This window comes from Arthrobacter sp. zg-Y916, assembly GCF_020907385.1.
GTDB classification, from domain to species: Bacteria; Actinomycetota; Actinomycetes; order Actinomycetales; family Micrococcaceae; genus Arthrobacter_B; species Arthrobacter_B caoxuetaonis.
The window spans coordinates 409,636-425,241 of the sequence record NZ_JAJJOD010000006.1 but is presented as its reverse complement, the minus strand read 5'-3'; the positions used below and the strand labels follow the sequence as shown (position 1 = coordinate 425,241).

Here is a 15,606-nt window from a genome sequence, read left to right as displayed (position 1 = left end):
CCGGGGGTGTTGGGGGGGTGCGTGCGGGGGGGGGCCCCCGCCCCCCGGGCCCCCCCCCCCCTGTCCGGGTTTGGTTAGCCCTTGCCCTTGATGTTCTCGGCCCAGTAGCCGATCCATTCGGACTCGTTATCGCCGATCCGGTCCCAGTCAACGTCCATCTCCACCAGGTCCAGCTCTGTCAGCCAGGACGGGGTTTCGCTCATCTCGATTGACGGAATCTGGTAGTAGGTTTCGGAGAGGTCCTTCTGGGTCTCTTCGCTGAAGAGGAACTCGAGGAAGGCGTCAGCAGCTTCGCTGGACGGTCCGTTCTTGATCTTGGCCACCCCGTCCACCAGCATCGGGGCACCCGATTCGGGGATCACGGGGGTGTAGGGGGCGTTCTGGTTCTCGATCTGCAGCATGACGTCCTGCAGGTTCCAGGCGCTGGCTGCGGCTTCCTGGCGGGTCACGCGCAGGTACAGGTCAGTGGGGTTGGCTGCGTACACCTTGGTGTTGGCGTCGAGCTTTCGCAGCCAGTCGTACCCTGCCTCCGGTGAACCGGCGGCGTCGTACTGGCGGTCAATCATGGCGGAGTAGATGCTGCGCATGGTTCCGGAGGCCTCGACGTCGCGGATAGCCAGTTTGTCGGCCATCTCCGGAGCCACCAGGTCGTCCCAGTCCTTGGGCGCTTCTTCTTCGCTGAGCATGTCGTGGTTGTAGAAGATGACCTCGGCCAGCTGCATTTCGCCGACCCACAAGCCGTTCGGATCACGCAGGTCCTCGGGAACGGCGTCAATCACGGCGTCCGGGGCGGGGGCAAGGACGTCGTCGCCGGCGGCCTGCTTCATCTGCTGGCCGGTGCCGCCCCACCAGATGTCACCCTGCGGGTTGGCCTTCTCCGCGCGGATGCGTTCCAGTGCTTCCTGCGCGCCGAGGGTGAGGATCTCCACCTTGCCGGCGTAGTCCGGATTGGCTGCCTCGAAGTCGGCCACGACTGCTTCGGCGAGGCCCTTGTCCCGGGCGGTGTAGATGGTGAGGGTGCCGCCGTCGGACCCCTCGGCTCCGGCGGACGAATCGTCCAGGCCGCAGGACGAGAGAGCCAGCATCAGCGCGAGGCCGCCGGCAACGGTGCCGAGCGGTTTGCGGAAAGTGCGTTTCATGTACTTCTCCTAGGGTGTGGGTGGAACGGGGTAAACGGGGGACTAATCAGCGGGGGAGATAAGGGCAGAGGGGTCTTCCAGGACCCGGGCCACGGCACCGTGGAGGATGCCGGTGGTGCCCAGGGACGCGAAGGCAACATTCGGAGCCGACGGCGCGGCGGCGCGGATCCGGCTGGCCAGTGCGCTCCGGGCCGGGTCATCGAGGTCGACGGCGTCTCCGGAGAAGACCACAAGGGCAGGATTCAGGACGCAGGCGCAGACGACGGCGGCCCAGGCCCAGGCGTCCAGCACGTCGTCGCGCAGCCGCTGGGTACGCTCGTCAGCGCACATCCGCGCGATCACCGGCCCGTCGCCGTCGAGCCCTGCTGACTGGGCGGCGGCAGCGATCGCCGGTGTGCTCCAGGCTGCTTCGAAGGGTCCGCGGTTGCCGTGGGGGAGCGGGCGGGGTGCCACCGGCAGGAAACCGACCTCGCCGGCTGAGCGGGTGGCGCCGTGAAGGATCCGGCCGCCGCTGAGGATGGTGGCACCGATGCCTTCGGCGACATGGATCAGCACCAGGTCATCGACGCCGGCTGCGGCACCGGCACTGCGCTCGCCGAGGGCAACAAGGTTGACGTCGTTTTCAAGAGTCACCTTTAGGCCGGTCCGGCGGTTCAGCTCCCCGGCCAGCTCGGAGCCGCTTGCCGCGGCGAAGTCGGGGGCCAGGCTGACAGTGCCGTCGTTTCCGACTACTCCGGGCAGTGCCAGCACCAGCCGGGCCGGGCTGCGGGGTGCGGCGGCAGTGAGTTCGGAAACGGCCCGCGCCGTGGATGCCACCGGATCTTCGGCGTCGAAGACGGATTCGCGGGTTTCCAGGACGCTGGCATCGAGGTCCACAAGGCTGGCACGGACGCTGCCGCGGCTGATTTCGGCGACCACCAGCACCACTGCCGACCGGTCTATTTCCATCAGGGTCCGGCGCCGTCCACCGGTGGACTCGCGCTGGCCCACCTCATGCAGGTAGCCCAGTTCCTGCAGCTCGTGCACGATTCCAGTCACGGTGGAGGGACTGTAGCCGGTGGCGGCTGCGAGGTCGGTGCGGGAGATGGGGCCCTGTGAAAGGAGGGCTCCCACAACGGACTCCACCCGGATCCGGCGCAGTTCCCGGCGTCCAGTTGGTGCGTGTGAGGTGGATAACATTCTTACTTTATACGGTGAAGAAAGTAAGAATGCAAGGCTTTCCAAGCCTCACTCGAGCGGACAGAACCTATCTGCACCCAAGTGGAGTATCGCCGGAACGTGCGGGCCGGTGTCGCCAAGGCAGGACAAATGTCGCGTGCCGGACGCGTCGCGGCGCCGATGACGGGACCTGCGGCAACTCCTAGGCTCGCGGTGAGTAACACCACCACGGCAAAAGGAGGAGACACCGTGCCGTCCCACACCCCGCGCATTGAGGGAACACACATTTATGACACCCGGTCCAGCAGCCGGGGACGTGCCCTGAACAAAATGCTGTTCTCGCTGAAGGAAGCAAAGAACCGTGACCGGTTCAGCTCCGACGAGGCCGCTTATTGCGACGAATACCACCTCAATGCGGAACAGAAACGGGCAATCCTGGAGCGCAATTGGAAGGCCATGACGGACATTGGAGCTTCCATCTTTTATGTCATCAAACTTGCGGCCGTCGACCGCAAATCGGTTCAGGACCTCGGTGCCGCTTTTACCGGTCTGAGCACCGAGGAATTCATCGCAGCGCTGAGATCAGGAGGGCGGAAGTTTGGCTGACATCGTTTGGGGGCTGGCAACTTCGCACGTTCCATCCATCGGGGCAGCCATGGATAACGGCAAGACTTCGGACGAGTACTGGAAACCCCTTTTTGATGGCTATGCTCCGGCCCGGGAGTGGATGGCGGAGCACCGGCCCGACGTCGCAATTGTTGTGTACAACGACCATGCGAATGCCTTGGACATGTCGATCATTCCCACGTTCGCCATAGGAACCGCGGACCATTACCGGGTTGCTGACGAAGGCTATGGGCCACGGCGCGTCCCCGATGTTGTGGGTGCGCCCGACCTCTCCGAGCACCTGCTGGTGGAAATGATGGACGCGGGATTTGATCTGACCGTGTTCCAGGAACTCGACGTCGACCACGGCCTCACCGTCCCGCTGTCCGTGTACACCCCGGAGCCGGGGGAAGCCTGGCCATGCTCTGTGGTGCCGATCCTGGTAAACGTCCTGCACTATCCGCAGCCAACAGCGCAACGCTGCCTGGATTTTGGCGAGGCACTGGGACGAGCAATCCGCTCCTTCCCCGAGGACATCAAGGTTGCCGTCTTTGGCACCGGGGGGATGTCCCATCAGCTTTCCGGCGAACGCGCCGGACTGATCAACGAGGACTTCGACCGGAACTTCCTCGCCAAGATTGAAACAGATCCGCAGAGCCTCGCGCAGATCTCCCGCGCTGAGTACATCCGCGAAGCGGGGTCCGAAGGCATCGAGATGATCATGTGGCTGATCATGCGTGGCGCTCTGGGCGATGACCTTCGGCGTGTCCATGACACCTACCACGTTCCGGCGTCCAACACAGCGGCTGCACTGGCCCTGTTCGCTGCTGAAACGAGCAGCGTCCCCAGGGTGGAGGCGGGCGCAAATGGCTGAGCAGACCCCAGCGTCCACCGTTCCGGTCAGTGCGCTGCCCTCGGCTAAAAAACGCCGGCAGGTGCTTGGAGCCAGCCTGGTAGGCACCGCAATCGAGTGGTACGACTTTTTCATCTACGGTTCGGCAGCCGCCCTGATTTTCGGCCCGCAGTTCTTTCCGACAGATGACCCTACGGCCGGAACACTCGCTGCGTTTGCATCCTTCGCTGTCGGTTTCCTGGCACGCCCGCTGGGTGGCCTGCTGATGGGGCACTTCGGCGACCGGGTCGGACGCAAGTCAATGCTGTTGTTCTCCATGCTGCTGATGGGGGCGGCCACCGTTGCCATCGGACTGCTGCCGAACTACGCAACAATAGGCATTTGGGCGCCCATCCTGCTGGTGACTCTCCGGCTGCTCCAAGGCATCGGAGTGGGCGGTGAGTGGGGTGGAGCCGTGCTCATGGCCGTGGAATACTCTCCCAGCAAGCGCCGTGCCTTTTATGGTTCCTTCCCTCAAATGGGCCTTCCCATCGGCATCATCGGCGCGAACGTCGTGTTCGTGATTGTCACGAATATCCTGGCACCGAAGGCATTTGAAGCGTGGGGCTGGCGTGTGCCGTTCCTCTTCAGCGCGGTCCTGATCCTCATCGCCCTGTGGATGCGCCTGAGGATCGAAGACTCGCCGGCGTTCAAGGCGGTCAAGCGGGACAACAGGGAAGTGAAGGCGCCGATCCTGGACCTGTTCCGCCATCACACAGGTACCGTGCTGCTGGCGGGAATTGTCTCGATTGCTGCCCCTGCGATCGGATATTTGTACTCGGTTTACATGCTGTCCTACGGAACCGGAACGCTGGGGCTGGAGCGGAACACCATGCTGCTGCTCATCATCTTCGGTGCTGTCTGCCATTTGGTGACGATTGCATTTGGAGCGCTGCTTGCGGACCGGTTCGCGCAGAAACCCGTCTTCCTTTGGGGTGCCGCGCTGCTCACCGCGTGGGCCTTCCCGTTCTTCTGGCTGGTGGACACGGGAAACCCGGTCAATATTGCTATTGCGTTCGCCGTGATCCTGCTGGGCCAGTCGCTGATGGCAGGGCCGCAGGCTGCCCTGATCGCCGAGCTGTTCCCCACGGAAGTCCGCTACAGCGGCGCCTCAACCGCCTACCAGATCGGTTCCATCCTTGGCGGAGGATTCATGCCGCTGATCGCGACGGGTCTTTATGCGGCCTTCAATTCCTCCGCGCCGATCGCCGTCTACCTGCTCCTGATGGGCCTGGTCAGCTTTGCGGCCATGGCGGTGCTGAAGGTTGGGCGGTACCAGGCCTCCGCGGACGCAGGAGAGCAATCCGGCCCGGAACAGTCCGGAGTTCCGGGGCACGGAGGAGCGGCATGAGCACCATTGTCCTGGTACACGGAGCCTGGCACGGAGGATGGTGCTGGCAGCGGGTGGTGCCCGTGCTGGAACAAGCGGGGCACAGGGTCCTGACGCCCACGCTGTCCGGCATTTCGGACCGGTCGCATTTGATGAGCCCGGCCGTTGGGCTGGATACCCACATCGAAGACCTGGTGCAGCTGGTGCAGGCCTACGACTTGGACGAGGTCACGCTGGTTGGTCACAGCTACGCAGGTCAGGTGATCACCGGCGCCGCCGATCGGCTGTCCGGCCGCACCGCCCGCCGGGTGTACCTGGACGGATTCATCGGTGATGGACGGCCCGCCATTGAGTTGCTTCCCGAAACCGTGGCGCGGCATTATCGCGAATCCGTCGAGCAGTCGGGGTTCGGCTGGCTCATCCCGCCCCGCCCACTGGAAAAACTCGGAATCAGCGATCCCGCGGACAAGGAATGGCTGCTTCCGCGGCTGACTCCGCATCCGTGGAAAACATACACCGATCCGCTGCCCCTCACCGGTGCCTACCGGGATGTGCCGGGCGTTTTCGTCGAATGCGTTGATTGGATGCGGGTTTTCCGGACGTTCGCCGAACAGGCGGCTGCGGACGGCTGGGAGACGCATGACGTCAACAGCGGGCATGAGGCGATGGTGACGGCACCCGAGGAACTCGCCGCGGTCCTGCTGAAGGTTGTTGGCTGAGACCGGCGTTGCCGGCCCGGAAGAGAGGTAAGGCAGTCATGGAGTTTTTAGTGCGGTTTGAAACAGCGTTGCCGGATTCGTTCAGCGAGGAACAGGTGGCGGACCTCTTGGTCCGGGAACGGGCCAGGGCCACGGAACTGCGCGGGAGCGGGGTACTGAAGCGGCTTTGGAGGATTCCGGGACGCCGCGGCGTCGTCGGCCTCTGGGAGGCGGCGGACGCCACGGAACTCCACGATGCGCTTTCCTCGTTGCCGCAGTTCCCCTGGATGGATGTCAGGATTGAGCCGCTGGCTACCCATCCCCAGGAACAGTGAGGTCGGCAGGAATCGGGCGGCTGCAGGCTCCAAGGGTGCGCTCCTCGGCCTGACCCGCGTCCTGGCCAATGAACTGGGCCAGGACGTCTTCGCAGCGACGATGGCAAAACAGGTTGGAAGGGAACTGGTATGAGCTACAAGATAGTACGTACGACGGCGGGACCGGACCCGGATGTGCTGGCCACCTTCCAGCGGCTGGGAGTCTCGACGGTTCACGAAGCGATGGGAAGGCGGGGGCTGGCAGAACCTGTGCTTCGGCCAATCTACCCCGGCACCCGGATTGCCGGCCGGGCCGTGACAGTGCTGAGTCATCCCGGCGACAACCTCATGATCCACGCGGCCATAGAACAATGCGGCGCAGGGGATGTCCTCGTGGTGACTACAACATCCCCGTCCACCGACGGAATGTTCGGCGATCTGTTTGCCACCGCTCTCAAGGCCCGCGGCGCGCTGGGACTGATCATCAACGCCGGCGTTCGCGACGTAGCCGACCTGACAGCAATGGGATTCCCGGTGTGGTCAAAAGCAGTCCACGCACAGGGCACCAACAAGCTGAATCCGGGGTCAATCAACGTCCCGATAATGCTCCCCGGCGTTAGCGTCCTGCCCGGCGATGCGGTGCTGGCCGACGACGACGGTGTCCTGGTTGTGCCCCAGGGCGAGGCAAAGGAAGCTGCCCGTAAAGCGCAGCAGCGCGAGGACCTGGAGGCTGAAAAGCGCGAACAGTTCAAAGCCGGGGTGCTGGGCCTGGACCTGTACAACCTGCGGCCGAAACTGAAGGAACTGGGGATCGAGTACGTGGACGGCTGACGGACTGCAGCCGCCAGGCACTTCGCCTGCTCAATCCCGGTGTGCCTCCAGGTTTGTCCCGGAACGGAAGGAGTACGCTGGCGTCAATGCGACGCAGGTCACAGTGGGGGACGCATTGGAGGGCAGAGGCTAAGAAGGAGAAACGTGCCGTTCAGCGAATGGGATGACTGGCCGGTGGGTCTGGCGCACGTCGATGACGACGGACGGATACTGAAGGCCAACACCACGGCCATGGATATCCTCGGCCAGGATGATGGTTTGGAAACGTTTCAGGGCCTGCTATCCCGAGGCACGCTGAGTAATGACGGCTCTGCGCCCGGCACCGCATGGAGCACAGCCTGGATCGAAGCCGGCGGCAATCCCGTAGAGCTTGCATACCGTCACCGGCCGTCCGAAGGGAAATTCGCCGTTGCGTTCTACGATGTGACCGCTCGCCGGCAGCGGGAGCGGCGTGCCGCCGCAGTAGCCCGGACCGCCGCGCGGGTGGCTTCCGAACGGTCCCTGCCTGCAACGCTCAACGCCCTGGCCCATGAGATCCTGCAGGCGGATGGCCTGGCCGGAGTGCAGGTACTTACAAATGAGCACTCCGGCGACAAGCTCCACATGCTGGGCATGGCAGGGTTCCCGGCGTCCCGAAGCAGCTCTTTCTTCTCGCTCCTCATGGAATGCCAGCGCCTGGGAGCGGACCTAAGGATGCTCGACTCCCTGGAATCTGCCGCTCCGGTGGTGATTCCACACCGCTACGCTGCCGTGATGTCTAACCCGGCGTGGAAACCGCTGCACGAATTCCATCGCTATCCGGAGTGGGATGCCTTCGCATCCCTGCCGATCAAGGTTCGGGATAACACCATCGGCGTCCTCAATGTCTTCCTGAAACCCGGACAGGAAGTCGACGGGGAAGCCATGGAATTCCTCGCCTCCATGGCAGAACAGGCAGCGCTGGCCATCGACTACGCTTCACTGCTTGAAGAAGAACGCAGTGCAGCCCATCGCGAGGAACGGCAGCGGCTGGCCCGTGACCTCCACGATTCCGTCGTCCAGCAGATTTTCTCGATGGGCATGCTGAGCCAGACGCTCAGTATTCTGGCAGCCGCACCCCACGGGCAGGACAATCAACGGATCCAGACGATCGCGGCGGAGCTGGAAGGGATCACGGGTTCCGTGTTGAAGGACCTGCGCGGCCTCGTAGCCCAGCTGCGGCCCAGCGCCATCGAAGGTGTGGGGCTTCGCGGGGCCTTGTCCCGGCTTGCCGCCGCCACCCACCGGCAAACCGGGGTGCGATTCGACCTGCACCTCGATGCGGCCCTCGGACGCCTGGATGACGAGCTGGGTGAAGACCTCTACTACGTAGCCGCTGAGGCTGTGCACAATGCCGTCAAGCACTCGCCTGCCGACCTCATCAGCATTAGCTGCTCCGTGGAGGACGGGCGCATCCTGTTGGTGGTCCGAGACAACGGAGGCGCGTCAAGCGTGGAGGAGTCCGCCCTGTCCGCAGCGGAGCAGGACGAACATGGTCTGTCCTTCATGCGGCAGCGCATCGAGCGCTGGCACGGAAAATTCACCGTGAGCCTCAAATTCGGCGGAGCCGGCACTGTGGTCCGAGCCGACGTTCCTTACCTCGTTAACACCCGGCTTCCAGGAGAGAACTGATGACCTCAACCGCCCCAGGCACGCTGAAAGTCCTGATTGTCGATGATCATGCGGTTGCCCGGCACGGCATTTCCGCGTACATCGATGTCCTTGAGGACATCGTGGCGGTCGGACAGGCGGTTGACGGCCAAGACGCGCTGGAGCAGCTGGCAGCGCTTGCGGTCTACGGTGGGCTGCCCGACGTCGTCCTTCTGGACCTCATGATGCCGAGGATGGACGGAACCACGGCACTGCGCGAAATCCGGCGTAAATACCCGGAAGTCAAGGTCGTCGTCCTGACGAGCTTTGGTGAGACCGAACGAATGAACATGGTGATGCAGCTTGGTGCCTCCGGCTATCTGCTCAAGGATGCGGGGGCACAGGAAGTAGCAGCGGCTATCCGTGCCGCGGCGCGGGACGAAGTGTTCATCGATACGACCATGGCCAGGAAGTTCACGCAGATCATGAGCTCTCCGGGGGTTGGGGTCTCCTCCCTGACTGAACGCGAGCGGACCGTGCTTCAACTCGTGGGAACCGGAAAGTCCAACCGGGAGATTGCCAAGGAACTGCAGATCAGTGAGCGCACGGCGCGGACCCATGTCTCCAACGTGCTGGGCAAGCTCAACCTCTCTTCCAGGACCCAGGCTGCGCTGCTGGCCGTCAACGTGGGACTGACCGCACCTACGTTCTGAAGGACAGGCGTCTCCCGAGACAAATGTCGCGGGGATAGTAGGGACACTTACCTTACGGACAGCACGAATGCCGGCCCTAGAGTGAAACCGTCTGGCTCCCCGGGACCGGGGACCATCGTCTAGGAGGACACATGGCACCGCGGCTGTTGGCAGCAACGGACGATCAGCGGAACACACTTGCGTCGCTGCTGGACAATATCGGTTACGAGATCATGCCCTTCAAAACAGCGAAGGAGAAGGTCCTGGCCGAGGTGCCCGTGAGCATCCCGCTGACCATAACGGCAACCGGCGGTAAGGGACTCGAACCCACTCTGGAAACCGCGGTGTACCTCCGCGGACGGGGCTATTCCGTTGCACCCCACCTTCCAGCCCGGCTGGTGCGGGATGCTGATGAACTGGACGCAGTGGTCCGCCGGCTCGAAGCAGCCGAGATTGATCGGGTGTTCGTGATCGGCGGCGACGCGGAAGAAGCAGCAGGTGATTTCCCGGACGCTTACAGCCTGCTAACAGCCCTGACCCGGCGCGGGCACCACTTCACGGACGTAGGCATCGGAGGATACCCCGAGGGGCACTCCTCCTTCAGCCGCGACGTCATGAACAGCGCCCTCCGGGAGAAGGCACCCTTGGCGACCCGCGTGCTGACGCAAATCTGTTTTGACCCGAAGACCTTCCTGGAATGGGGGGAAAAAATTGGCCGGGAAGGGGTGTCGTTGCCGGTTTACGCCGGAATGCCAGGCCCTGTCAGCCGGCAGAAACTCCTCAGGGTCTCTGCCGGGCTCGGGCTGGGGCAGTCAGCCAACTTCCTCAAGAAGCAGCAGAACATGTTCTGGCGCTTTTTCAGCCCGTCGGGCTACGAACCGACCCAGCTGATCCGGGGACTGGTCCAGGCCCTGCCGGCCAGCGATGCTGCGATCAAGGGCTTCCACATTTTCACGTTCAACGACCTGGCTCAGACCGAAGCCTGGCGGCAGGGCATGCTCAAACAGGCTCACGGCTAATCGATAGGAGTATCAGTGGAAACATCCACCGCAAACCTCCCGCAGAGGCCACCGGCAGCGGACCCGGGCCAGGACAACGTTGCCCGGCTGGTGCTCAAGGGGACAGATCAATCAGGCATCGTGGCCGCCACCACCGATGAACTCGCACGCTTCGGCGCCAACATCGTCTCCCTGGACCAGCACACATCGGATCCGGCGGGGGGCCGCTTCTTTCAGCGAACGGTCTTCACACTGCCGAACCTCTCCGCGGTCATCGAGGACCTTCGCGGAGCGCTCGGTACGCGTCTTGCCAACTTCGGCCTGGAATGGGAGCTAATCGAGGCCAGGAAGCAGAAACGGGTGGCAGTGTTCGTTTCCAAGTCGGACCACTGCCTGTTGGATCTGCTGTGGCGCCAGCGCCGCGGCGAGCTTCCGGTCAACATCACAATGGTGGTCTCAAACCACCCTGACCTAAGCGAAGACGTGCGGGCGTTTGGCATTCCCTACTTCTACATTCCGGCTGACAGATCCAGGCGGACGGAAGCAGAAGCACGGGAGCTGGAACTCGTGCAGGGAAACGTGGACCTGATTGTCCTGGCGCGCTACATGCAGATCATTACCGAGGGTTTTATTGAGCAGGCCGGTGTTCCCATCATTAACATCCACCATTCCTTCCTTCCGGCCTTCATCGGTGCAGGTCCCTACCGCAAAGCCAAGGAGCGGGGAGTGAAACTCATCGGCGCAACTGCCCACTACGTGACGAAGGACTTGGATGAAGGGCCGATCATCAGCCAGGACGTCATCAACGTCAGCCACCGCGAGTCCGTCACTGACCTGCAGCGCCGCGGAGCCGACGTCGAGCGCCGGGTGCTCTCAACTGCGGTGGAAGCACATTGTGAAGACCGGGTCATACGCGACGGCAACGTGACGATCGTCTTCTAAACACTTACAACGAAAGGAAACCCAAGATGACCCACACTTCCCTGCAGGAGGTACTGGACGCGTCCGGAAATGTAGTGGAGCACCTGCGAAACGTTCAGGTCGGGGCCTACGTCTATCCGGTTGTGGCAGCCGAATTCACCAACTGGCGCAATGAGGTCAGGGCCTGGCGCGAATCGGCAGTTCTGTTCGACCAGTCCCATCACATGGATAACCTGTTCATCTCCGGTCCGGGCGCACAGCAGCTGATATCTGACACAGCGATCAACTCGACAGCCAACTTCCCGGTAAACAAGGCAAAGCAATACGTTCCGGTCACACCGTACGGGCACGTTATCGGCGATGGAATTCTCTTCAGGGAAGCCGAGCAGGAATTCGTGTATGTCGGCCGTTCTCCGGCAGCAAACTGGCTGCTGTACAACGCTGAAAAGGGTGGTTACGACGTCGAACTGAAAACTGACCGACGCTCACCGTCACGGCCCATGGGCAAGGCGGTTACCCGCGAATACTGGCGTCTGCAGATTCAGGGACCGCGTGCATGGGACGTCATCGAGAAGGTCAACGGTGGCCCGCTGGAGCAGCTCAAATTCTTCAACATGTCCTACATGTTCGTGGGCGGAACCCGGGTGCGGACTCTGCGCCACGGAATGGCCGGGGCGCCCGGCCTGGAGCTTTGGGGACCGTATGAGGACTACGACCGGATCCGGGAAGCCATCCTGGAGGCAGGCGCAGAGTTCGGGCTGGAAGCGGCCGGGTCCCGGGCATACTCGTGCAACACCCTGGAATCGGGGTGGATCCCTTCCCCTTTGCCCGGCATCTACAGCGGCGAAAAACTGGCTGACTACCGTCAGTGGCTCGGCGCCGACAGCTATGAGGCGAATTCCGCGATCGCCGGTTCCTATGTGCCGGATTCCATTGAGGGTTATTACACCACTCCCTGGGAACTGGGGTACGGGTCATTCATAAAATACGACCATGACTTCATCGGACGGGAAGCCCTGGAGTCAATGGACCCTCAGGCGCAGCGGAAGAAGGTCACCCTGGCCTGGGACGGCGATGACGTGGCGACGATCCATGCATCCATGTATCAAAAGGATGAGCTGCCCTACAAGTTCTTCGACCTGCCCAATGCGAACTACGGGGCCTCGAACTTCGACTCCGTGATGGATGAATCGGGCGAAATAGTGGGTGTCTCGATGTTTACCGGCTACAGCTGGAACGAAAAACGGCCCCTTTCGCTGGCGATCATCAATCCTGATGTGGAGATCGGATCCCGGCTGAAAGTGGTTTGGGGCGAACCCGATGGTGGCACCGGAAAATCCTCCGTCGAGCCTCACCGCCAGTACCAGGTTGGAGTGGACGTCAGCCCGGTGCCCTACTCCGAAGTGGTTCGTAAGGAATACAAGGACGGCGGATGGCGGAAGGCAGCGTCGGTCTAGGCTCCAGATACCGGCCCAAGACTCGGGCAGCACGGGCTGGCCCCAGCCCGTGCTGCCCCTTTGGGTTGATTGAGGGCCGGTTCGGCAGGCTGCCGGTCAGCGCGTCGCTTCCGCCAGGTACTCCAGGATGTGGCGGTATGTCTGGCCCGTCGCCTTGCTCATGCCGATCTCGCACGTGCGGTTCACCGAGGCATAGCCGTCGAAGGTCCGTGAGTTGATTTCCGCAGCCTGCTTTTGTGTGGCGGAGGCGGTCAGCTCGGGGTGCAGCAGGCCGCGGTCACCGGCAAAGGCGCAGCAGCCCCAGCTCGGCGGAACGAACACCTCGGAACTGATGGCCCCGGCAATCTGCGTCAGTGCGTCATTGGCACCGAGCTGGGTGGAGGAGCAGGTGGGGTGCAGCGCCAGTGAGCCGAGTTTCCGGGTCACTTCCAGCCGCGGCAGGACGGTGTCCCGGACAAAGTCCACGGAATCCACAAACCGCAGGCCGGGGTAGACGGGGCTTTCACCGGCGAGCCGCTTCATGGTGTCCAGGCCCTCCGTGCAGGAGGCGGCGTCGCACACCACCGGCAGTTCTCCGCCGCCGGTGGCAACCCACAGGTTCGCAAGGACCTTTTCCGTCATCACCTCATAGCCGGATGTGAAGCCCTTGGACTTCCAGGGCGTTCCGCAGCAGAGGTTCTCGATGCCCTTGGGAATGCGGACCCCGACGCCGGCACGGTCACACAGTTCCAGGAACGCCGGGGCAGAGCCTTCCCCGCCGGAAGCCGGGCCGAACATCGTACCGATGCAGGCTGGGAAGAAGACGGCTACTGCATCCGGGTCTTCACGCGGGGTGCGGCGGGTTCCGCCGGCGGGCAGGACTGTTTCGTAGGACTGGATGTTGTCCGCTCCGAGGAGCGCACGGCCGACGGCGGTGGCCAGCTTGGGCAGCGGCGAGGGGACGGCCTTGGCGAACGTCAGGGCCTTTCCGCCCACTGACGTCATGGCGCCCCAGCGCCCGGCGGCAGCCTTCCAGCCGGCGTCGGCCACGGGGTTGGTGTTTTCCGCGCGCAGCCGGCGGACCAGGTCACCGGTATTGATAAGCACCGGGCAGGCCGTGCCGCACATGCCGTCCACCGCGCAGGTCTGCACGGCGTCGTAGTCGTAGTCTGCACGCAGGGTCGCCGCCAGGACGGAGTCTCCGCGGGCCTCGGCGTCGGCGATCTCGCGGCGCAGCACGATCCGCTGGCGCGGCGTGGTGGTCAGGTCCTTGCTGGGGCACACCGGCTCGCAGTACCCGCACTCGACGCAGCGGTCCACTTCGGGCTCAACCGTGGGGGCGATCTTCAGGTTCTCCACATAGGAGCGCGGATCCTCGTTGATCAGGACTCCGGGGTTGAGCAGGTTGGGCGGGTCGATAAGCCGTTTAACCTCGCACATTATCTCGTAAAGTTCGTCGCCGTACTGCCGGCGGACGTAGGGTGCCATGATCCGGCCGGTACCGTGTTCGGCTTTCAGCGAGCCGCCTTCGCCCAGCACCAGGTCCACCATTTCCTCGGTGAACGCCTCGTAACGGGCCAGCTCCGCCGGGTCGCTGAAGTTCTCGTTCAGCATGAAGTGGATGTTGCCGTCCTTGGCGTGCCCAAAGATGACCGAATCCTTGTAATGGTGGTCCGAGAAGAGGACGTGCAGCTCGGCGCACGTCCGCGCCAGCGACGGCACGGGAACAACGATGTCTTCCAGCAGGGCGTTGGTTCCGGACGGCCGGGCCCCGGCAACAGTCGTGTACAGGCCCTTGCGCAGGTGCCACATCCCCGCACGGTCACGGGCGTTGGTGGTCATGGCGAACGGTGCGGCCAGGCGCAGCGACTCGAAGAGCGGACGCGATGCCTCACGCTTGGCTTCGAGCTCTTCGACACTGGCGGCCTGATGTTCCACCAGCAGCGCGGCATGGTCCTGGACAGCCAGGCCCCGCAGCTCGGCCGGCGCGTCGGCCGCGAGCTGGGCGACACGCAGGGACGTGGCGTCCATCAGTTCCACCGTGGCCAGCCCGGTGGCGGTGAGTTCGGGCAGGGCGGTGGCAGCGGCGTCGAGCGATTCGAAGAACATCAGGCCCGTGGCGACCTTCGGCAGCGCCGGAATGGTCCGGAACGTCGCCTGGGCGACGAAGCCCAGGGTGCCCTCGCTGCCGATCATGAGGTGCGCGAGGATGTCCGCGGGGTTCTCATAGTCCAGGAAGGAGTTCAGGCCGTAGCCCATGGTGTTCTTCATCGAGAACAGCCGGGTGATGGTCGCGACGGAATCCGGGTTCGCCACGATGCGTCCGCGCAGCCGCAGCAGGCCCTCGAAAAGTTCCGGTTCCAGGGTGCGGAGCTTCTCTTCAGCGTCCGGAGCCCCGGTGTCCAGCACGGTGCCGCTGGCCAGGACCAGGACCATCGATTCCAGGGTCCGGTAGGTGTTGAACTCGGTGCCGCAGGCCATGCCGGAAGAGTTGTTGGCCACCACGCCGCCGATGGTGCAGGCGATCTCGCTGGCGGGGTCCGGTCCCAGCTTGCGGCCGTGTGCAGCCAGGCGGGAGTTGACGGCCCGCACCGTAGCACCGGGTGCCACGCGGACGCGTGCACCGCCGTCGAGCACTTCGATGTCCCGGAAATGGTGCCGCGTGTCAATCAGGAGGCTGTCGCTGACCCCCTGGCCGGAGAGCGAGGTGCCGCCGGACCGGAAGGTCGCCGGGATGCCCAGTTCGCGGCTGCGGCGCATCAACTGGGCCACTTCGGCGGTGGTCGACGGCGTGGCAACGGCCTGCGGAATGAGCAGGTAGTGCGAGGCATCGTGCGCCATTTTCCGGCGGTCGATTTCCCGTGTGCTGATACCGGCGGTACCAAGGGCACTGATTGCGGTGGCGGATGACTCTGCTGTGGCTGACATACGATCCTGATCCATGACATCGGCGGGATACGAAGGTGTTCCCGGATCAAATCTA

14 protein-coding genes are annotated in these 15,606 nt (G+C 63.6%); 11 read left to right on the top strand and 3 right to left on the bottom strand.

All coding sequences use genetic code 11. From position 1 onward, the window contains the following. Window positions 1–74: 74 nt before the first annotated feature. Entirely contained in the window at window positions 75–1,139 is a 1,065-nt protein-coding gene (locus tag LOC59_RS12025) for an extracellular solute-binding protein (RefSeq protein ID WP_227895316.1), read from the bottom strand. A 42-nt stretch (window positions 1,140–1,181) separates the two neighbouring features. Continuing rightward, entirely contained in the window at window positions 1,182–2,318 is a 1,137-nt protein-coding gene (locus tag LOC59_RS12020; RefSeq protein ID WP_227895315.1) for an ROK family transcriptional regulator, read from the bottom strand. A gap of 228 nt (window positions 2,319–2,546) precedes the next feature. Between LOC59_RS12020 and LOC59_RS12015 the strand changes: the two genes are divergently transcribed. The 11 genes from LOC59_RS12015 (at window position 2,547) to ligM (ending at window position 12,644) form a co-directional block, all read left to right on the top strand. Continuing rightward, window positions 2,547–2,903, top strand: coding sequence for a protocatechuate 3,4-dioxygenase (locus LOC59_RS12015; RefSeq protein ID WP_227895314.1), 357 nt, complete (start codon window positions 2,547–2,549; stop codon window positions 2,901–2,903). Beyond that, on the top strand, window positions 2,896–3,777 hold the full coding sequence (locus LOC59_RS12010) for a class III extradiol dioxygenase subunit beta (protein WP_227895313.1): 882 nt from the start codon (window positions 2,896–2,898) through the stop codon (window positions 3,775–3,777). Before LOC59_RS12015 ends, LOC59_RS12010 begins: the two co-directional genes overlap by 8 nt. Continuing rightward, entirely contained in the window at window positions 3,770–5,146 is a 1,377-nt protein-coding gene (locus LOC59_RS12005) for an MFS transporter (RefSeq protein ID WP_229972159.1), read from the top strand. The genes LOC59_RS12010 and LOC59_RS12005 overlap by 8 nt, the downstream gene beginning before the upstream one ends. Beyond that, window positions 5,143–5,844: an alpha/beta fold hydrolase gene (locus tag LOC59_RS12000; RefSeq protein WP_227895311.1), complete on the top strand. Its 702-nt coding sequence runs from the start codon at window positions 5,143–5,145 to the stop codon at window positions 5,842–5,844. The genes LOC59_RS12005 and LOC59_RS12000 overlap by 4 nt, the downstream gene beginning before the upstream one ends. Before the next feature lie 50 nt (window positions 5,845–5,894). Next, window positions 5,895–6,158: a muconolactone Delta-isomerase gene (locus tag LOC59_RS11995; RefSeq protein ID WP_229972157.1), complete on the top strand. Its 264-nt coding sequence runs from the start codon at window positions 5,895–5,897 to the stop codon at window positions 6,156–6,158. Window positions 6,159–6,287: 129 nt separating this feature from the next. Continuing rightward, on the top strand, window positions 6,288–6,968 hold the full coding sequence (locus LOC59_RS11990; RefSeq protein ID WP_229972155.1) for a 4-carboxy-4-hydroxy-2-oxoadipate aldolase/oxaloacetate decarboxylase: 681 nt from the start codon (window positions 6,288–6,290) through the stop codon (window positions 6,966–6,968). Window positions 6,969–7,112: 144 nt separating this feature from the next. Next, window positions 7,113–8,618, top strand: a complete 1,506-nt coding sequence (locus LOC59_RS11985) for a GAF domain-containing sensor histidine kinase (RefSeq protein ID WP_229972154.1) — start codon at window positions 7,113–7,115, stop codon at window positions 8,616–8,618. Further along, a complete protein-coding gene (locus tag LOC59_RS11980; protein WP_227895307.1) occupies window positions 8,618–9,289 on the top strand; it encodes a response regulator in 672 nt (223 codons plus the stop codon). The genes LOC59_RS11985 and LOC59_RS11980 overlap by 1 nt, the downstream gene beginning before the upstream one ends. Window positions 9,290–9,420: 131 nt before the next feature. After that, entirely contained in the window at window positions 9,421–10,287 is an 867-nt protein-coding gene (locus LOC59_RS11975; protein ID WP_227895306.1) for a methylenetetrahydrofolate reductase, read from the top strand. Window positions 10,288–10,374: 87 nt separating this feature from the next. After that, complete coding sequence (gene purU, locus LOC59_RS11970; protein WP_231713740.1) at window positions 10,375–11,208, top strand: formyltetrahydrofolate deformylase; 834 nt, start codon at window positions 10,375–10,377, stop codon at window positions 11,206–11,208. A gap of 26 nt (window positions 11,209–11,234) precedes the next feature. Beyond that, complete coding sequence (gene ligM / locus LOC59_RS11965) at window positions 11,235–12,644, top strand: vanillate/3-O-methylgallate O-demethylase (protein ID WP_229972150.1); 1,410 nt, start codon at window positions 11,235–11,237, stop codon at window positions 12,642–12,644. 96 nt (window positions 12,645–12,740) lie between these two features. Here the strand turns inward: ligM and LOC59_RS11960 are convergent, their stop codons facing one another. Continuing rightward, the gene (locus LOC59_RS11960) at window positions 12,741–15,551 is read right to left on the bottom strand and encodes an FAD-binding and (Fe-S)-binding domain-containing protein (protein WP_229972148.1); all 2,811 of its coding nucleotides are present in this window, start codon (window positions 15,549–15,551) and stop codon (window positions 12,741–12,743) included. Window positions 15,552–15,606 lie beyond the last annotated feature (55 nt).